Raw genomic sequence first — 16,999 nt, 5'->3', positions numbered from 1 at the left:
CTGCATCCCGCCGTCACAGAGGAGCCCCCGGTGCACACCGCACTCGCCGTGGTGTTCGCGCTGCTCGCCGCGGTCAGCAATGCGCTGGCCACGGTGTTCCAGCGGTACGCAGCCCGATCGGTCCCGCTCTCCCGGGGCTTCCGGCCGTCACTGATCGTCGAACTGCTGCATCGGCCGGTGTGGCTGGGCGGATTCGCCGCGGTGATCGCAGCGGCCTGCTTCCAGGCGCTGGCGCTGCTCAACGGTGAACTCTCCCTGGTGCAGCCGCTCTTCGTGCTGGAGCTGCCGTTCGCGCTGCTGATCGGCGGGATGGTGCTGGGCCGGCGGATGCGCGGCTGGGGATGGGGCGCGGTGGCCTGCATCGTGGTCGGCCTCGGGATCGCCCTGTGGGCCGCCTCTCCCACCCCGGGTGTGCAGCGGCCCGCTCTGGGCATCTGGATCCTGGTCCTGGTGTGCTGTGTGGCCACGGTCGGGATCCTGGTGGGCGTGGCTCTGCGCCGTCCGGCGGGGACGGTGCGGGCGGCCTGCTTCGGGGCCGCCTCCGCGGTGGGCTATGCACTGACAGCGGCGCTGATGAAGGACGCCACCCATGCGTGGTCCGACTACGGCCCCGGGGGCTTCTTCACGGCCTGGCAGACCTATGGCTTCGCCGCCGCCGGGGTGGGCGCGCTCTTCCTGCTGGAGAACGCGATGCAGTCCGGCCCGCTGGTGGCCTCCCAGCCCGCGCTGACCCTGGGTGACGCGCTGGTGAGCCTCTCGCTGGGGGTCACCCTCTTCCAGGAGCGGGTGCGCACCGGCTGGTGGCTGGTGCCGGAGGTGCTGGGCGCGCTGCTGATCCTGGTGGGCGCGGTGGGGCTGGCGCGGGTGCCGCTCACCTCGACCTTGGTGCGGCCCGGCGACGAGGAGCCGGGCGACGACCTGCCCGGCAGCGACGACTGATCGGGCACCGCTTCATGCACCGGCTGCCGTCGGGGCGTCCGGCGTTTGGGTGCCCGGCGGTCGGGCGTCCGGCGTTTGGGTGCCCGGCGGTCGGTCGTCCGCCGAGCCGTCGGCGGCGACGGGTTGCAGGCCTTCCCGTGCCGACCGCGCACGCCGCCGCCGGTCGTACCGCTTCCGGGAGCTGCGGCTCGGGTGCTGCCCCTTGCGCGCTGTCGCTCGGGCGCCGCCGTACGCCGGGGCCTGCCGCCGGACGCCCCGTGGGGAGCGTGGTCCGGCGGCAGGCCCCGGGGTGGTCAGCGGCCCAGCAGCCAGCGGGCGACCGCCCGCCAGCGTGACCGCCGTCCGGCCTGAGCCGGGCGGGGCACCGGATAACGGGCCGTGGCGCCTGCGGCCCCGGTGGCCACCGGGGCCCGTGAGGTGGTGGTCCCCAGCCGGCCCGAGGGCTCCTCGGGAGGCTCCGGCCGGCGGGGGGCGAACTCGGCGGGCAGCGCCTCCAGATGGCGGGCCCAGATGGAGGAGCGCCAGCCGAGATCCTCCTCGGGCACCGACAGCCGCAGGTCGGGCAGCCGGATCAGCAGGGTGTCCACGGCGGCGTCCGTGATCGCCCGGCCGATGTCGCCCCCGGGGCACATGTGCGCCCCGCCGCTGAACGCCAGATGCGAGCGGTTGCCGCGCACCGGCGCATTGACGTCGGGCCGTACCGAGGTGTCGGTGTTGGCCGCGGCCAGACCCAGCAGGACCATGTCCCCGGCCCGGATCAGACGCCCGTCGAGCTCGGTGTCGGCGGTGGCCCAGCCGCCCGGGCAGGCAGTCAGCGGAGGCTCGTTCCACAGCACCTGTTCGACGGCGTCGGCCACCGTCATCCGGACACCGGCGAGCGAGGCCCGGAAGCGCTTGTCGGTGAGGACCACCCGCAGGGTGTTCGCGATCAGGTTGGTGGTGGTCTCATTGGCCGCGATCAGCACCAGCCGCAGATGGTTCTGCACCTCCTCGTCGGTCAGCCGGGAGGGGTGGGCGATCATCCAGGAGGTGAAGTCCTCGCCGGGGGCCGCCTTCTTGCGCTGCACCAGCTGCCGCAGGGTCTCCAGGATGTAGTCGTTGGCCGCGGCGGCCCGCTCGGTGCCGGTCATCAGATCGGCGCTGGCCGTCACCAGCCGCGGACCGGCCTCCTCGGGCAGCCCCAGCAGATGGGTCAGCACCAGCATCGGCACATGCTGGGCGTACTGGGTGAGCAGTTCGGCCCTGCCCTCGGCGACAAAGCCGTCGATCAGCCGGTTGGCGATGCGATGGATCTGCCGGCGGATGCCCCGGCGGTCGAAGCGGTTGAGACTGTCGGTGACCGCGCCGCGCAGCCGCTGGTGCTCCGCGCCGTCGGCGGAGAGGCAGTCGGGACGCCAGCTGACCATCGGCAGTAGCGGGGAGTCGGCGGGGACCCGGCCCTCCAGCAGGTCGCGCCAGATCCGCGAGTCCCGGGAGAACCGCTTGGGTGCACGGGTGACCTCCAGGTTCTCCCGGTAGCCGAGCACCAGCCAGGCGGGCACATCGCCGTCCAGCAGTACGGGGGCGACGGACCCGTGCCGTTTGCGCAGTTCCTCGTAGAGCCCGATGGGGTCCGCCTCGGCGGCCGGGCCGTAGAACCGGACCGGTCCGCCGGTCCCGGCGCCCGCGGAGCCCTGTTCCGGGACATGGGCGGGGCAGCCCGGGGGCGGGGTGGTCGCGCTCTGCGCATGGTCGGGGTAAGGGGCGGTCACTTCGGCTCCCGGGTCGCGGTCGCGGAGAGGGTGTACAGATAGCGCATCAGGGTCAGCAGGACGTCCCTGCTGGAGGAGCGGAGCCGGGCGTCGCAGTCGACCATCGGCACGGAGTCGTCGAGATCCAGCGCCGAGCGCAGCTGGGCCACCGGATGTGACGGGGCATCAGGGAAGGCGTTGACCGCGACCACGAAGGGCACCCGGCGTTCCTCCAGTCTGCCGATCACATCGAAGCTGACCTCCAGCCGACGGGTGTCGAGCAGGACCACCGCCCCCAGCGCGCCGTCGAAGAGCCGGTTCCACAGGAACCAGAACCGCTCCTGGCCGGGGGTGCCGAACAGGTACAGCACCAGCTGTTCATTGAGGCTGATCCGGCCGAAGTCCATCGCCACGGTGGTGGAGGTCTTGCGCTCCACCCCGGCCGTGTCGTCCACCCCGACCCCGGCCCGGGTCATGGTCTCCTCGGTGGTCAGCGGGCGGATCTCGCTCACCGAGCCGACCAGGGTGGTCTTGCCGACCCCGAAGCCGCCGACGATCACCACCTTGACGGCGGCGGTGGCCGATGCGGGCAGGGTGTCCTCCTGCCGTGGGCCGGGCAGCAGCCTCTCAGAGCTTCTGAAGTCCATGCATCACCGCCTCCAAGAGTTCGATGTCGGGGAGCGAGGCAGCGGGGACCGGTGCCCTGGCCTCCACCCGCCCCCCGGCCAGCAGATCCGCGAGCAGCACCTTCACCGCGCTCACCGGCAGCTCCAGATAGGCGGAGATCTCCGCCACCGAGAGCGGGTAGTGGCACATCCGCACGATGGCGGTGTGCTCGGGAGGCATCCCGGGCTCCGGCTGGGACCGGGCCACCACCAGGGTGACCAGGTCCAGCCGGTCCTGCCCGCCTGCCTGGCTGCGGCCTCCGGTGATCACATACATGCGCTCCGGGCCGTCGTCGGTCGTCTCCTCGCCGGCTCCGCTCATGTGACGGCCCCGTCGACGCGCGGCGGGCTGGTGAGGTGCTCACCGATCCGCAGCACCAGGTCCCGCATCCGCTGGCCCATCAGCCCGGCGTCCACCCCTTCGTCGGCGAGCACCGCGAGATACGCCCCGGCGCCGGCCGCCATCAGATAGAAGAAGCCGCCGTCGATCTCGATCACGACCAGCCGCATCAGGCCCTCGCCGTGCGGGAACTCCGCGGCGACCGCCGCGGACAGGCTCTGCAGGCCCGCGCAGGCCGCGGCGAGACGGTCGGCGGTGTCCGCGTCGGTGCCGTACTGGGCCATCCGCAGCCCGTCCGAGGACAGCACCACCACCTGCCGGGTACACGGCACACTGGTCGCCAGGTCCTGGAGCATCCAGTCCATATTGGGTCGCTGCTGCTGCAACACCGCTACTTCCCCTCCTCCGATGAGCCGTCAGACGGACGCCGTGCAGGTCCTGCGGTGGTCGGGGTCTCGCCGTTGATCCCGGCCTGGAAGGCGGCCAGCCAGATGCCCGGCTGCACCGGCTGCTCGGGGCCGGCCGACGGTGCCGGTGCCGATCGTCTGGGCGGTGGCGGGGAGGATGCCGCCACCCCGCCGGGTCCGGGCGCCGCCGCCGGCGCCCGGCGCCGCCGCTGCGGGAGGCCGTAGGCGTTGTGCTCCACCCCGGCGGACTGCTCCTGCCGCTCCGCCATCGCGGGGACGGGCGCCGGTGCCTGCGCCCCCGGCCGGGGCTGTGCAGGGCGGGTGGGCATCGGCCGCGGCGGCGGCATGGTGCCCGGCCGGGGTACCGAGCGGGGCGCCGGCACCGAGGTCAGCACATCGCCGGGGATCACCATGACCGCCCGGACGCCCGCGTACGCGGACGGCCGCAGCGACACCTGGAAGCCGTAGGCCTGGGCGAGCCGGCCGACCACGGCCAGGCCGAGCCGGGGCGTCTCGCCGAGGTCGGTGAGGTCGATGCCCGCGGAGGAGTGGGTGAGCACCTGCTCGGCCCGGTCGCGGGCCTCCTCGCCCATGCCCAGGCCGCCGTCCTCGATCTCCACGGCCACCCCGGACTGCACCTCGGTGGCGCTGAGGTGGACCCGGGTCTGCGGCGGGGAGTAGCGGGTGGCGTTGTCCAGCAGCTCGGCCAGGGCGTGGATCAGCGGCTCCGCCGCCGGGCCGACCACGGCCACCTCGGCGACCGAGTGCAGGTCGACCCGCTGGTAGTCCAGGATCCGCGACATGGCGCCGCGCAGCACGCTGAACATGGACACCGGCTGGCTCCACTGGCGTCCGGGCCGGGCGCCGCCGAGGACGGCGATGGAGTCGGCCAGCCGGCCGATCAGCGCGGTGCCGTGGTCGATGTGCAGCAGATCGCCGAAGACCTCGGGGTCCTCGCCGTGGCGGTGCTCCATCTCCCGCAGGTCCTGTGCCTGCTGGTGGACGATCGCCTGCACGCGTCGGGCGATGTTGACGAAGGCACGCTGCGCGGAGTCGCGCAGGTCCTCCTCGGCGACCACGGCCTCCACCACGGTGCGCAGCACGGCCTGGTGCGCGGTGGAGAAGCCCGGGTCCAGCTCGGCCTCGTAGGCCGCGCTCTTCAGTACCTCCGCCGCGGACTCGCCGCGCTGCAGCCGCGCCACCGCCTCGGGCAGCAGCACCTCGGCGAGTCGGGCTGTCTCGGCCTCCTGCTCGGCCATCAGCCGGTGCAGTCCGGCCTCCTGGTCGGCATGCCGACGGCGCAGCACGGTGATCGCCCGCCCTCGGCGGGCGGTCTCTCCGGCGATCAGCAGCACCGCTGCCGTCGCCGCGGCACCGCACCATGCGACCGGCACCCGGGCTGCCTGGACCACCACGATCACCGCGGCCACCGTGCAGGCGGCCATCAGCACGGGTGGGACTATCCAGACGAGCGGGGAGGCGGGCTGGTGCCCTGCGGATGGCGTTCCAGTACGAACCATCGGCGTCCTCAAAGCAGTTGAATGGATTTGGAACGACTATCGGGACAACGAGCGGCCGGCGTCGGGGATACGGCCGATCGGGTGAACCGGCGGAACGGCCGGCGCTCGCGGCATGTGTGCACGCCGGGGCACGCCGACCGTCCTGACCTGGAGTAATCGGCCCGGTGCGCTGAGCAGTCAGGAGCATAGCCGTCCGATTGCCACCCGGGAGGGGGGACTTGACAAACCCGGGTCGGGGTGCAAGCGGCTCGCGGTTGCGTGAACATGTGATGAGGCGTGCGCAGAGCCGCGCGCGCCCCAGGCGGGGTGGGCAGGTATGGCCACGCCTGGCCGATATGTCGTCAGAAACATTGTGGAGCGACAGAGTTGGGTGACCGCGGCGCGGCCCTCGGCGCCCGGATCGGGGGCGGCCACCGGCGCGCGGCCGTCCACTGTGCGCAGGCGCGTCCGGCCGGCCTCCGCGCCCCTGCTGGGGCCGCCCCGCCCCGCCGGACCAGGCATCCCCCCAGGGGCGGTCAGCCGGTCATCCGTCCGGACCGCTCGGCGTGCCGGAGCGACCCATCCGGCTTAGCGTTCCGGTGTAGGCATGGTTGGCGGTGCGACTCCCGGCCCGGCCACGATGCCCTGGAGGCAGGCAATGCACGAGATGAGAGCGGAACACGGCCCCGCAGAGCTCGACGGCGACCGGCCGGTCGACTTCTGGCACGTCGTGGCCAGCGGCGCGGATGTCGCGCTGTGCGGCCGTGAACTCCACCGCGACGCAGCCGTCCAACCCGTCCAGGAGACCGAACCCGCCGCCGAGCAGTACTGCGAGCCCTGCTTGGCGGCCTTCCGTGAGAAGGTCACGCCGGTCACCCCGGCCACCCCCTGAGCCTCAGCGCGAGCGACTCCCGGCGGCGATCCGCTGCCGGGAGGCCTCGTACAGCACCGCGGTCGCCGCATTGGCGGCGTTCAGCGAACTGGCCGAGCCCGACATGGGAATGCGGACCAGCCGGTCGCACAGCTCACGCCAGGCCGCGCTGAGCCCGGCGGTCTCATTGCCCACCAGCAGCAGCACCGGCCCCGTGAGGTCGACGTCGAAGACATCGGCCGTGCCGTTCTCGTCGGTGCCCACCACCGTGACCGGACGGCCCAGCGCCCGCTCCCCGTCGAGCCAGGCCGTCACCTCACGGTGCGAGGGGACCCGCACTGCGGGCAGCGCGAACAGCGATCCCGTACTGGCCCGCACCGACCTGGGGTCGTAGACGTCGGCGGCGTGCCCGGTGACGACCACCCCGTGGGCCCCGAAGGCGTCCGCCGAGCGGATCACGGAGCCGATGTTCCCCGGGCTGGTCGGCCGGTCGAAGAGCACCCCCAGGAAGTCGTCCCCGACCGCGATCCGGCCCAGGTCGTCCGCCGGCAGTTCCAGCACCGCGACCAGCTCGGGTGCGGCCTGCTCCTTCTCGCCCAGCTCCGCCAGCAGCTCCGAGGACATCGCAAAGCGGTCGGCCCGCGTGGTGCGCAGCAGGTCCTGGGCCCACCGGGACAGCGGCCGCTCGGCGTCATGGATCAGCGCCCGCACCGGCCAGCCGTGCTCCACCGCCACCGTGATCGGCCGCACTCCCTGCACCAGGAACTCCCCGGCCCGCTGCCGCTTGCTGCGGTTGCCCAGCAGCGCCTGCCACTGCTGGAAGCGGGCGTTGCGTGAGGTGATCCGCTGGACCACCGCCATCAGTCCTCCTGGGGGTGGTGGGGCACCTCGTGGGCCGGGCGTGAACGTGATCACCAGCCTACCGCCGCCGCGCTGCCGCACCCGGCGCCGGGCCGGGCCCGCCGGGGGGCTGCCGCCCGCCGAGGGTCCATGCCGGCGAGGGTCCATGCTGGACTGTGCACACCGGCGGACGCCGCCCCGCGGCCACCGGAGCCCGGGAGCTGCCCGCTCCACCGCGTCCGCCCGGAGGAGCCCGGAGGAGCGATGACACCAGGCGACCACCCCGCCCCCGACCCGGAGGCCCGCCCATGAGCGCCTGGGCGCTGCTGCTGACGGTCTTCCTGGCCTGTGCGGTGGAGGCAGTGGAGGCGCTCACCGTCGTCCTGGCGGCCGGTACCGGCCGGCACTGGGGGTCGGCCCTGCAGGGCACCGGCGCCGCGCTGGTCGCACTCGCGGCCGCGGTGGCCGCGCTGGGGCCCGCGATCGGCCTGATCCCGCTCGACCCGCTGCGCCTGGTCGTCGGAGCGCTGCTGCTGGTCTTCGGACTCCAGTGGCTGCGCAAGGCCGTACTGCGCGCCTCGGGCCACCGGGCGCACCACGACGAGGAGGCGGTCTACGCCAGGCAGCTCACCGCCGCCAGGGCCGCGGCCTCAGGCGGCCGCGGACCGGTCCGCGACTGGTACGCCTTCACCCTCGCCTTCAAGGGGGTCTTCCTCGAGGGGCTCGAAGTCGCTTTCATCGTGGTCACCTTCGGCAGCAGCGGGCGCGACATCCCCCTCGCCGCCCTTGGTGCGCTCGCCGCGGTCCTGGCCGTCGCCGCCCTCGGCCTGGCGATCCGGGCGCCGCTCGCCAGGGTCCCGGAGAACACCATGAAGTTCGCGGTGGGCACCATGCTCACCGCCTTCGGCCTCTTCTGGTCCACCGAGGGGGCCGGGGCCCGCTGGCCCGGCTCCGATGCCGCCCTGCCGGTCCTCGTACCGGCGGTGGCGCTGCTGGCGGCCGGCTTCGCGGCGGTGCTGCGCCGCACCGCGGCATCGGCATCGGCATCGGCACCGGCACCGCGGACCTCCGCGGAAGGCGGTCCGCGATGAGGTGGATCCGCGCCGTCGCCGCGTTCTGGTACGACTTCGTCGTCGGCGACGACTGGCGGGTCGCGCTGGGCGTCGTGCTTGCACTGGCCGTCACCGCCGGACTGGTGCACACCGGAAGCAACGCCTGGTGGCTGCCGCCCGCGGCCGTCGTGGTGCTGCTCGGGCTGTCGCTCCGCCGGGCCGCGGCCGGCCGCCGCCGGGACTGAACTCACCGCGCCGGCCTCTTCCGTACCCCCAGGGGGCAGGAAGCGCCCGGGCATGACCGGCGGCCACGGCATCGCCTTCGGCCGCGCCCTTGCCGGCGCCGCCCGACCTGATCCACCGTTTCCGGCCCGCATCTCGGACCTCCTGGGGAACTCGGGTCACTGCCCGACGACATCACCGTCCGCAGCCTGATCCGCCGGGCTCGAACCGCCTCGCCGCCAGGGTCCGGTGTGGCTGGATTGCTGCGGGGCCCAGGGGGCTGCGGCCTCTGCGCTCAGAGCGGCAGGTCGTCGGGCAGGAGGCGGAACGACTTGTGCCGGCCCAGGGGACGCAGGGCGCGGAAGTCACGACGGTCGAGGGTGAGGACGGCGTCGGTGTCGTAGTCGGCGGCGAGGGCGACGTTCACGGCGTCGGTGAGATCCAGGTCCAGTGCGCTGTACCGGGCCCGTACCGACTGGGCGGTGGACAGGTGGGCCTCGGTGATCTCCGGTACGACGACGCGGCTCACCCGCATCCAGCGGGTGATGTCGTCGACGGCGCTGAGTGCGGCCACCCGCCCGAGTTCACGCGTGGCCACATGGTCGACCTCGGCGAGCAGCAGGGGGGACATCACCAGGAGGCCCGCGGCCATCAGCGCCTCGCCGGACGCGTGGTGTTCCGGGTGGGCGGAGTCGAGCGCGGCCAGCAAACCGGAGGTGTCGGCGACGACGACGATCACGCGGCGGTCCCGCGCCCGTCCGCCGGCGCAGCGGCATTCGCCACCGCATCGCGGACGTCCTCCTTGGAGGGTGTGCGTCCGGAGCCGTCGAAGGTCCGCGAGAACAGGGGCTCGTCCCAGACGCGGCTGGCCATGGCGGCGAGATGGATGCCGTGGCGGATGATCTCGGCTTCGCTGATGCCGCGGCGCGCGGCGGCTTCCTTGATGATGGCGAGATCTTCCGGGTCGGCGTAGACGTTGGTGCGCTTCATCGACATGTACCAAGAGTAGTTCATGTACCAGAGGTGGGGCCTGTTCGGTCGACCCCCTGCCGGCGGCCGCGCTCAGCCCGCGAAGGCCTTCCGGAGGCGCTCCGCCGCCTCGGTGAGGACGTCGGGCTGCTTGCAGAAGGCGAAGCGGACCTGGGTGCGCCCGGCCGTGGGGTGGTCGTAGAAGACGGAGCTGGGGACGGCGACCACGCCGCAGCGCTCCGGCAGGGAGCGGCAGAAGGCCAACGCGTCCACGCCGGGGGCGAGACGGGCGATGTCGGTGGTGATGAAGTAGGTGCCCTGCGGAGCGTGGACCTCGAAGCCGGCGTCGGCGAGCCCCGCCGCGAGGCGTCGGACGTCGTCCAGGACGATCCCCTCGCCGACGCCGTATGGTCCCTCGCCGAGAAGGGGCGCGACGTACATCGCCACGGACGACTCCTGCTCCATGTCACCGGCCGCTTCAGCAACCCCGCGCTGGTGGCACTCGAAGCAGTCGGCGCAGCCGAAGACGCGCCCCTGGTCGGAGCCTGGGCCAGCTCGGGCTCTGACTCCGACGGGGGACCCTGGGCGCTGGTCATCTGGCGTCGGCCCGACCTCATCGTGGTCGATGCCCGTCGGCCGATTCCCCTCTGGCGGCATTACCGGCTCACCGGGCTGGTAGGCCCCAGAGCCCTCGCCGCACAGCGCGGTTTCGAATCCGCCACCTCCGTACCCCACGGCCCCCGAAACCAGCCCTTCGAACTCGCTCACCAAGTCCTGTCAGACCTGCGTCTGGCCGGGCCACGGCCACCACGGTGCGAGCCATAGTCCGTGGACTACCCCGGGTGCTCGCCCTGGAGGACACCGTGCCACCGGCCACCGGTGGCCACGGGGTCCCCAGGATCTGTCTACGGCGAGGTGCGAGCGGAGAGTGCTGTACGCCTACGGGGTTCAGGGGCCATCAATCCGCTGCTCCCTGGTCCGGGTCCATCATGGCCAACCACCCGGACACCTCTTCCTCAGCCTGGCGTTCGTCAGTAGCGCTTTGTTCCTTGTCCTCCTCCCAGGCCACGCTCTTGAAGATCTCCTCCGATTCCCACTCATCAAGCAGCTCGTGAGGTCTGTGATCCCAGTCGCCGAGTTCCCCGTAGTACTCCTTGGCGCTGTACAGCAGTCGGAGATCCGCTTCGACGAGCCGATAGCGAGGGCTCACGTCGTAGAAACGCTGGTGTGTCGGGCGCCGAAGATTCACCTCGACCGCCCCGAGGTAGCTCTTCGACTCAGCCAGGAGCGCTTGGTGCAAGTCATCGAGTTGGCCCCTGCGCACGCCGCGGACGACGGCGAAGGCCACTTCCACGTCCGCCAGCAGAGTGCCCAGAGCGTTGATGGAGTGCGTCGACCACACCTTGGGCTCACCCGCCAAGTGGGCCGCTGCGATGTCAAGCGGCTTCGGCAGGCCGGTCAGCCCCGAGTGGGTGACGAGATTGCCCACGGCGACCGTGAGATCGCGCCGGAACTCCGGCACCACCCGCATCAGCTGCCGGAACGTCTCACGCTGGATCTGCCCGGGGTCGACCTCAAGTTCGTTGAAGTGCAGTGCCACAGTGACGTCATCGTTGCTCGGGTCACGAGTAGCGCCCAGCAGCCGCGATCCCGCCCCGTGCGACGACAACCCTGTCTCGAAGTCATCGACAGACACCATCCCTACGGTTTCACCCTCGCCCTGAATGACGTACTTCATGAACGCCCCTTCTGCGGTCTGTGGCTTCCCGAAGAACAGCGCGGAGATCCGAATCGCATCGGCGGATTCACCGACGACAAGGCCGATCCCCGCGTAGGTGGCCTGCTCTGCTGCTGCGCTGACCAAGTCCGTGCCGGCGGTAGTGGTGGTGAGCCATTGCGGGTCATACCGGATCATGACCGTACGTCCGCCCAGTCGAAAGGACAGGTAGGGGTCGTCTTGCCATGTTCCGGTGAGCGGCCGAGGAAACGGTCGGTTGGACACGTTGCGGCTACGCATCGGCGCGTTGAACGCCACGTACATCCCCTGCCGGATCGCGTCCAGACGCGCTTCGCCGAGAGGAACAGCGTGCCCTCGCCACGACTCGAAGACGGGACGCACAGTCCCGACGAACATCCCGGGGGCGAACCCCTGCCCAGAGAACGGCCGCGTCGGGTCGAGGCCGGCACGTCGAGCCGCCTGCTGCACGACATCCCCGCCCGGAAGCATCGCAACTCTCGGTACGTTGAGGTAGTCGATGCTGCTGTAGCTCATCCGCCACGCCTGCCCGGCTTTCCTCAGGGCGGCGGTCCAGGTCTCGTGCTCGGCCTTGAGCCTGGACAACTCCTCAACGGTGTACGCCGCCCCGTTGTTCTTGTCGACGATGTCGTGGCAGGTCGAGCACAACAACAGGAGGTTCGATGCAGCGTTCCTGGCCTCGATCGGCAGGGTGGGGTCCGCTCGGGGACCGTGATCGCTGAGTGCCACATTGTGTGCCGTCTGAGCCGTTGGGGTGCGTCCGGCAGTTCCAGGGTCCAGCTCCCGCCGACATATCTCGCACATGCCGTTTGCCAGTCTCCAGAGCTCCCGGCGAACGCGCTCACTGACCTCCGGCCCTCTGGCCATACCGCCCCCACCTCATTGCCACTTCGATTCGCACGCGTGTGCACGCTGCTCAGAGGCACCGATCCTGCCAGCGATCAAGCCTCCAAGTGGTAACTCCACGCCATCTCTTCAGGCACCTCACGCGACATTGGCCGATACCGTTTGGTTTCAGCCGTCGTAAGAGGGCCCTCGTGCCCGTTCCGGGTTGAGCAGCTTCCCATCCGGATGACCGTGAAGCTCCAGAGGAGTCTCGAGAACACGGTGAAGAGAGTGCTGGCCAGTGACCGGTCTCCGAGGAGGCAACGAGCCCTGAGGCGCTCGGCTGGTTGCGCCTGCGAAGCACGGACCGCAAGCTGCCGCGTGAGACCGTGACGATACCGACCACCGGGATCGTCCATGGGACCAGCCAGGAATTGGCTCAGCTGCCACCTCAGCTGAGCCATCCGGCAATGGCGTGAGCGAGCGCGTCACCCCCCTGCTGCACCACGGTCCCTGCCACCAAGGCCGGCAACGCTTGCACAGCCCCGCGCAGCGCTCCAATCGCCGGTGCATCCGAGGCTGTCAGCGAGTTGTCGATGGAGTCCGCCATGGCGCGGAGCACCTGCGCGTTCGGCAGGACCGATCCGCTCTGATCCACCTCGGTGCGGAATGCGGCAAGGAGATCGCGCACGGTCTCCATGCTGACGGTGGGGGTCTCGACGGACGCGGACTGGTGGACGTTCGAGATGTTCTGCCCGACCACGTTCTGGAGCGGGGCGATGTTGTTGCCGCCGATGCTGATACCCGAGCCGTGTCCCTGTTCCGGTTCGGGGCGGCGACGTCCTACAGCCATCAACTTCCTCCTCCTTGAGCTTTGTTGTCTTGGCCGACGCTGCTGATGCCGCTGCCGGCGACGTTCTGGATGGGTGCGTTGTTGTCGCCGTAGACCTGGATGTTGGTGATGACCGCGGCCACCTGGCGCTCGTACGCAACGGTGTCCACGCCCAGTTCTTCGAGGTACGCGGAGACAGCCCGGAAGACGCAGGTCTGCATGAGGACGACGTGCCGCTTCGCGTCGTCGGCCTGATGCATGTCGGTAACTTCTTCGGTGGAGTACCGATCACGGAGGCTGACCGGATCCTTTTCCTCGGCCCGGCTGCCGTCCGACTGGACTCCGAGGGCGAGCCGGGTCAGCCTCTGCCACAGTGCGAGCGGCCCGTGGACGGAGTCGAGCAGGGCCTGCACCACCACCCAGCCGTACAGTCTCGCTCCGCGTTTGGCCACGGGTGAGTCTGTCACCCTCAGCTCGTTGTAGAGGGGCGTCATCACGTGGGGGCGCAGGGTAAGCCGTAGTTCGCCTGCCTCCAGTGCGGCATGCGCGAACAGGGTGACCACGACCTGGCCGTCCCAACTGACGCACTGCGCCCGCAAATACAGTCGGTCCGGCACGCTGGACGGTGACCGGCGACCCCGGCCGCGCAGGTCCGGCAGCTCCAATTTCGCGGCACGGGTCCGTCGCAGCCACAGCTCGGACGGCAGCCCGAGAATCTCCGTGACGGAGAAACCGGGCAGGGGGTCGGTGATCTCCCGTGCGCCACGGCCCAGTTCTCTGAGCGCGTCGCCCATCCGCCGCAGTAGCTCCCGCTCGCCGAAGGGCTTGATCGATACCTCTGGATCCTTGGGCTTGAGCGGGATACCGATGTCAGCCACGCCCCATACATAGCGTCCGGCTCCGACGAAAGTTTCCGGATGGTCATAGGGCAATTCGAGCCGTGTCTGCTCGTCGCTGATGAGAGCCATCCGACGCGTGGCCTTCGCCGATGCCCAGGGCAGGCGGTCAGACGCGATGCCGTCCCGGACGATCCTGGACAACCCAACCCGCGCCATGAGGCGATCTCCCGCACAGACGAGCACGGCTCCGGCCAGCAGGACGAACGGCAGCAGGAGCAGCCCGGTTCGCAGGGTGACCGCCTCACCGCGTATCGGCTCGTAGGGCACTACGGCGAGTATCCAGGGCACACACAGAACGAGGTACGCCAGACGGGGCGAGGGCGCCAGCCTCGACTTCTTGCCCTTGCGGGCCGCCCGTAGCCCGGCCCACCACATGAGGCAAGCCAGCAAAACGGCGCCTGCCCATACGACGGCGGCACGGGGAACCTCGTACGCGACGGCGATGACGAGGAGCAGGACGAGTGTTCGCCGCAGCCATCGGCGTCGCCGTGCGCGCAGACTGTGCGCGACGACGGGCACAAGGTCGAATCCGTACGACGGCACAGGCAGCGGCGGCCCGTGCAGGACGTGATCTCGTACCCACTGGGCCATGGGCTCACCCAGGGGAGGGCAGTCGTCGCTGCCCTCCAGATAGATGCGTCTGCGAGTGCTGCGCCGCGGCTTGTTCGGTTTCTGATCCTTGCCCCGGATCTTGCTCCACCACACCTTGACGGCCTTCACCCGGTCGGGACGGGTGTGACGGCTTGGCACAGCAGCCTTGTCACCTCCGACGAGGTCGGGTCCACCTCGCCGTGGCCGCCGCCGGCAGAGGTGGCAGGGCTGACTTGAACCGGCACTGCGGGCCCGTCGACCATCCCTTCCGGGGCACGCCCCTCTCGTACACGCAGTCCCCGACCGAACCCCATTGCCGCCCCCCGTTCGCTGACACGGCGGGCATCATCATGGTGAAGTCCTGGAACCACCAGACCGCAAACGCGACATTGCGCTCAACCGGCCTGGATCGGTGAAGGTTTGACCGAATACCGCTCTCAGCCGAGAACGCGTCGCGCGCACAGCATCAACGCGCGGTCGCACTCCCCTTCTCCGAAAACGGGGCAGTGATCAACCGCCGTCGGCAAGCGGTTCGAACGCCACGATCACCGAGGGGGCGACGCCACACTCCGTGCAGCGCTCTTGGTGGGTGACTCCTCCGTCGGGCCGTTCCTGGCTCCGCAAACGCCTGACCTCCCGGATATGCCCGCAGTACAGGCGCACCCGCCAGCGCACGAACTCCGAGGGATGAGGAGGCGGACCCAGCAGTTCCTGGATGGCCTCGAACTTTTCGTCGGACCATGGCGGTGCCTTGGCCAGTTGGCGCTGCACCCAGTCCGCGATGGCCACCGCCTCTTCCTGCCGACTGTGATCCCCACACGTCAGCTGGTACTCCTTAAGCGGCACGCCTTGGGCTACGCGTCTGGACTCCACTTTGGCGACGCTACGGGGTTGTGGGTACTGCCGAGTTCGATCGGCCGGTCTGCACTCGAATGAGTGCAGACCGTCTTGGCAGTCGGACCCGCTCAAGCCCGTGGTGGCCTTGCCTCGGTCTCATTCGGGGTGAAGGGGGGTGAGCTCAGGACGACGCCAGGCGTTGCAGGCGGTCGGCGGCCTCCTGGAGAACGTCGTCCTTCTTGCAGAAGGTGAAGCGGACCTGGCTGCGGCCAGCGTCGGGGTCGTCGTAGAACACGGAGTTGGGGATGGCGACGACGCCGCAGCGTTCGGGGAGGGAGCGGCAGAAGGCGTAGGCGTCCTTCTCGCCGAAGGGCGTGATGTCGGTGGTGATGAAGTACGTGCCCTGAGGCTGGTAGACCTCGAATCCGGCCGCGCGCAGACCGTCGCCGAGCAGGTCGCGCTTGCGGCGGAGGTCGGCGCGGAAGCCGTCGAAGTACGAGTCCGGCAGCCGCAGCGCTTCGGCGATCGCGTACTGGAACGGGCCCGCGCTGACGTACGTCAGGTACTGCTTGGCCGTTCGGACGGCGGAGACGAGCGAGCTGTTCGCCGTGACCCATCCAACCTTCCATCCGGTGAAGGAGAAGGTCTTGCCGGCCGAACCGATGGTGACCGTGCGCTCGCGCATGCCGGGCAGGGTCGCGATGGGGCGGTGGGTGCCCTCGAAGACCAGGTGCTCGTACACCTCGTCGGTGACGACGAGCAGGTCGTGTTCGACGGCGAGTGCGGCGATGGCGCTCTGTTCGTCGGCGGTGAGGACCATCCCGGTCGGGTTGTGCGGGGTGTTGAGGAGAAGGAGACGGGTCCGCGGGGTGATCTTGGCGCGCAGCTCGTCCAGGTCTGGGCGGAAGGACGGGGCGCGCAGGGTGAGGGGTACGCGCTTCGCGCCGGCCATCGCGATGCAGGCGGCGTAGGAGTCGTAGAAGGGCTCGAAGGCGATGACCTCGTCGTCCGGCTCCAGCAGCGCCAGCATGGTGGCGGCGATGGCCTCGGTGGCGCCGGCGGTGACCAGGACCTCGCTGTCGGGGTCGAAGGCGAGGTCGTAGAAGCGCTGCTGGTGGTCGGAGATCGCGGCGCGCAGTTCCGGGATGCCCGGGCCGGGCGGGTACTGGTTGCCCTTCCCCTCCCGCAGGGCGCGGACGGCGGCCTCGCGGATCTCCTCGGGGCCGTCCGTGTCCGGGAAGCCCTGGCCGAGGTTGATCGAACCGGTCCTGACGGCCAGTGCCGACATCTCGGCGAAGATGGTGGTGCCCATCCCGTCGAGCCTGCGGTTGAGCAGCGGCCTCGCACTCATGCGGTCTCCCTTGTCCCAGCGGCCTTCCGTCGGTCCGCGGGCCATCCTCCGCCGCGCCGCCGGGCGCGGCAAATCCCGCCCCCGGCCGGGGGTGCGGCGCGGAGTCAGCCGGGGGGCCTGCGGGTGAGGTGGTTCCACTCGGCGTCGGGGAGGCCGGGGACGGCGCGGCCGCCGGCGCGCCACTGCTCGGCGAGCGACGCGAAGAGCGGGGTGTCCAGCCAGGCGGCGGGCGGGGCGGAGCGGGGGCGGGCGGCTTCCGCGGGGGGCGGGAGCTGGCGGGGGATGCGCGTGGTCTCCACGACGCGTACAACGACCGCCCTCGCCCGGGGTGACGGAGGGTGCGGCCTGTCGGCTGACATGCTGCCCGTACCGGG

General features: G+C 70.9%; 19 protein-coding genes. 4 read left to right on the top strand and 15 right to left on the bottom strand.

The window, feature by feature from the left end; all coding sequences use genetic code 11:
* The first annotated feature begins 30 nt into the window (after positions 1-30).
* Entirely contained in the window at positions 31-939 is a 909-nt protein-coding gene (locus AB0761_RS09545; RefSeq protein WP_377268534.1) for a DMT family transporter, read from the top strand.
* Positions 940-1,232: 293 nt separating this feature from the next.
* Here the strand turns inward: AB0761_RS09545 and AB0761_RS09540 are convergent, their stop codons facing one another.
* The 5 genes from AB0761_RS09540 to AB0761_RS09520 are packed head-to-tail and all read right to left on the bottom strand — an operon-like array spanning position 1,233 to position 5,601.
* The gene (locus AB0761_RS09540) at positions 1,233-2,690 is read right to left on the bottom strand and encodes a cytochrome P450 (RefSeq protein ID WP_377268533.1); all 1,458 of its coding nucleotides are present in this window, start codon (positions 2,688-2,690) and stop codon (positions 1,233-1,235) included.
* Positions 2,687-3,316: an ATP/GTP-binding protein gene (locus AB0761_RS09535; protein ID WP_377268532.1), complete on the bottom strand. Its 630-nt coding sequence runs from the start codon at positions 3,314-3,316 to the stop codon at positions 2,687-2,689. Before AB0761_RS09535 ends, AB0761_RS09540 begins: the two co-directional genes overlap by 4 nt.
* Positions 3,297-3,656, bottom strand: a complete 360-nt coding sequence (locus AB0761_RS09530; protein WP_377268531.1) for a DUF742 domain-containing protein — start codon at positions 3,654-3,656, stop codon at positions 3,297-3,299. The genes AB0761_RS09535 and AB0761_RS09530 overlap by 20 nt, the downstream gene beginning before the upstream one ends.
* Entirely contained in the window at positions 3,653-4,039 is a 387-nt protein-coding gene (locus tag AB0761_RS09525) for a roadblock/LC7 domain-containing protein (protein WP_377273987.1), read from the bottom strand. The genes AB0761_RS09530 and AB0761_RS09525 overlap by 4 nt, the downstream gene beginning before the upstream one ends.
* A gap of 26 nt (positions 4,040-4,065) precedes the next feature.
* A complete protein-coding gene (locus AB0761_RS09520; protein ID WP_377268530.1) occupies positions 4,066-5,601 on the bottom strand; it encodes a sensor histidine kinase in 1,536 nt (511 codons plus the stop codon).
* Positions 5,602-6,238: 637 nt separating this feature from the next.
* Between AB0761_RS09520 and AB0761_RS09515 the strand changes: the two genes are divergently transcribed.
* Positions 6,239-6,472 carry a hypothetical protein gene (locus AB0761_RS09515; RefSeq protein WP_377268529.1) on the top strand — a complete coding sequence of 78 codons (234 nt, stop codon included), beginning with the start codon at positions 6,239-6,241 and terminating at the stop codon, positions 6,470-6,472.
* A gap of 3 nt (positions 6,473-6,475) precedes the next feature.
* On the opposite strand, the gene AB0761_RS09510 is transcribed toward AB0761_RS09515, so the two are convergent.
* Positions 6,476-7,312: a TrmH family RNA methyltransferase gene (locus tag AB0761_RS09510; RefSeq protein WP_377268528.1), complete on the bottom strand. Its 837-nt coding sequence runs from the start codon at positions 7,310-7,312 to the stop codon at positions 6,476-6,478.
* A gap of 287 nt (positions 7,313-7,599) precedes the next feature.
* Here AB0761_RS09510 and AB0761_RS09505 point away from each other — a divergent pair, with 287 nt between their 5' ends.
* Together AB0761_RS09505 and AB0761_RS09500 are read left to right on the top strand one after the other, a co-directional pair.
* Positions 7,600-8,382, top strand: coding sequence for a COG4280 domain-containing protein (locus AB0761_RS09505; protein ID WP_377268527.1), 783 nt, complete (start codon positions 7,600-7,602; stop codon positions 8,380-8,382).
* On the top strand, positions 8,379-8,588 hold the full coding sequence (locus AB0761_RS09500; RefSeq protein ID WP_377268526.1) for a hypothetical protein: 210 nt from the start codon (positions 8,379-8,381) through the stop codon (positions 8,586-8,588). Before AB0761_RS09505 ends, AB0761_RS09500 begins: the two co-directional genes overlap by 4 nt.
* A gap of 272 nt (positions 8,589-8,860) precedes the next feature.
* Here the strand turns inward: AB0761_RS09500 and AB0761_RS09495 are convergent, their stop codons facing one another.
* From AB0761_RS09495 to AB0761_RS09455, 9 genes are all read right to left on the bottom strand, one after another.
* Positions 8,861-9,304 (bottom strand): PIN domain-containing protein, encoded by a 444-nt coding sequence (locus AB0761_RS09495; RefSeq protein WP_377268525.1) that lies wholly within the window; start codon positions 9,302-9,304, stop codon positions 8,861-8,863.
* The gene (locus tag AB0761_RS09490) at positions 9,301-9,561 is read right to left on the bottom strand and encodes a CopG family transcriptional regulator (RefSeq protein WP_377268524.1); all 261 of its coding nucleotides are present in this window, start codon (positions 9,559-9,561) and stop codon (positions 9,301-9,303) included. Before AB0761_RS09490 ends, AB0761_RS09495 begins: the two co-directional genes overlap by 4 nt.
* A 66-nt stretch (positions 9,562-9,627) precedes the next feature.
* Positions 9,628-9,975, bottom strand: a complete 348-nt coding sequence (locus AB0761_RS09485) for an aminotransferase class I/II-fold pyridoxal phosphate-dependent enzyme (RefSeq protein WP_377273986.1) — start codon at positions 9,973-9,975, stop codon at positions 9,628-9,630.
* A gap of 517 nt (positions 9,976-10,492) precedes the next feature.
* Positions 10,493-12,019: a hypothetical protein gene (locus AB0761_RS09480; RefSeq protein WP_377268523.1), complete on the bottom strand. Its 1,527-nt coding sequence runs from the start codon at positions 12,017-12,019 to the stop codon at positions 10,493-10,495.
* Positions 12,020-12,566: 547 nt separating this feature from the next.
* Positions 12,567-12,968, bottom strand: a complete 402-nt coding sequence (locus tag AB0761_RS09475; RefSeq protein WP_377268522.1) for a hypothetical protein — start codon at positions 12,966-12,968, stop codon at positions 12,567-12,569.
* Positions 12,968-14,566 carry a hypothetical protein gene (locus AB0761_RS09470; RefSeq protein WP_377268521.1) on the bottom strand — a complete coding sequence of 533 codons (1,599 nt, stop codon included), beginning with the start codon at positions 14,564-14,566 and terminating at the stop codon, positions 12,968-12,970. The genes AB0761_RS09475 and AB0761_RS09470 overlap by 1 nt, the downstream gene beginning before the upstream one ends.
* 381 nt (positions 14,567-14,947) lie before the next feature.
* Positions 14,948-15,226, bottom strand: coding sequence for a hypothetical protein (locus tag AB0761_RS09465; RefSeq protein ID WP_377268520.1), 279 nt, complete (start codon positions 15,224-15,226; stop codon positions 14,948-14,950).
* A 229-nt stretch (positions 15,227-15,455) separates the two neighbouring features.
* Entirely contained in the window at positions 15,456-16,625 is a 1,170-nt protein-coding gene (locus tag AB0761_RS09460; protein WP_377268519.1) for a pyridoxal phosphate-dependent aminotransferase, read from the bottom strand.
* A 104-nt stretch (positions 16,626-16,729) separates the two neighbouring features.
* Positions 16,730-16,924, bottom strand: a complete 195-nt coding sequence (locus AB0761_RS09455) for a hypothetical protein (protein ID WP_377268518.1) — start codon at positions 16,922-16,924, stop codon at positions 16,730-16,732.
* Positions 16,925-16,999: the final 75 nt, after the last annotated feature.

The sequence above is a fragment of the Peterkaempfera podocarpi genome, assembly GCF_042466665.1.
Taxonomy (GTDB): domain Bacteria; phylum Actinomycetota; class Actinomycetes; order Streptomycetales; family Streptomycetaceae; genus Peterkaempfera; species Peterkaempfera podocarpi.
This window is presented reverse-complemented; position numbering and strand designations above follow the sequence as displayed.

Excerpts from the sequence above, each read along its gene's own strand:
- AB0761_RS09510 (WP_377268528.1), bottom strand. The coding sequence starts at position 7,312 with ATGGCGGTGGTCCAGCGGATCACCTCACGCAACGCCCGCTTCCAGCAG.
- AB0761_RS09460 (WP_377268519.1), bottom strand. The coding sequence starts at position 16,625 with ATGAGTGCGAGGCCGCTGCTCAACCGCAGGCTCGACGGGATGGGCACC.
- AB0761_RS09505 (WP_377268527.1), top strand. The coding sequence starts at position 7,600 with ATGAGCGCCTGGGCGCTGCTGCTGACGGTCTTCCTGGCCTGTGCGGTG.
- AB0761_RS09515 (WP_377268529.1), top strand. The coding sequence starts at position 6,239 with ATGCACGAGATGAGAGCGGAACACGGCCCCGCAGAGCTCGACGGCGAC.
- AB0761_RS09500 (WP_377268526.1), top strand. The coding sequence starts at position 8,379 with ATGAGGTGGATCCGCGCCGTCGCCGCGTTCTGGTACGACTTCGTCGTC.
- AB0761_RS09530 (WP_377268531.1), bottom strand. The coding sequence starts at position 3,656 with ATGAGCGGAGCCGGCGAGGAGACGACCGACGACGGCCCGGAGCGCATG.
- AB0761_RS09475 (WP_377268522.1), bottom strand. The coding sequence starts at position 12,968 with ATGGCTGTAGGACGTCGCCGCCCCGAACCGGAACAGGGACACGGCTCG.
- AB0761_RS09485 (WP_377273986.1), bottom strand. The coding sequence starts at position 9,975 with ATGTACGTCGCGCCCCTTCTCGGCGAGGGACCATACGGCGTCGGCGAG.
- AB0761_RS09535 (WP_377268532.1), bottom strand. The coding sequence starts at position 3,316 with ATGGACTTCAGAAGCTCTGAGAGGCTGCTGCCCGGCCCACGGCAGGAG.
- AB0761_RS09525 (WP_377273987.1), bottom strand. The coding sequence starts at position 4,039 with ATGGACTGGATGCTCCAGGACCTGGCGACCAGTGTGCCGTGTACCCGG.
- AB0761_RS09490 (WP_377268524.1), bottom strand. The coding sequence starts at position 9,561 with ATGTCGATGAAGCGCACCAACGTCTACGCCGACCCGGAAGATCTCGCC.
- AB0761_RS09520 (WP_377268530.1), bottom strand. The coding sequence starts at position 5,601 with ATGGTTCGTACTGGAACGCCATCCGCAGGGCACCAGCCCGCCTCCCCG.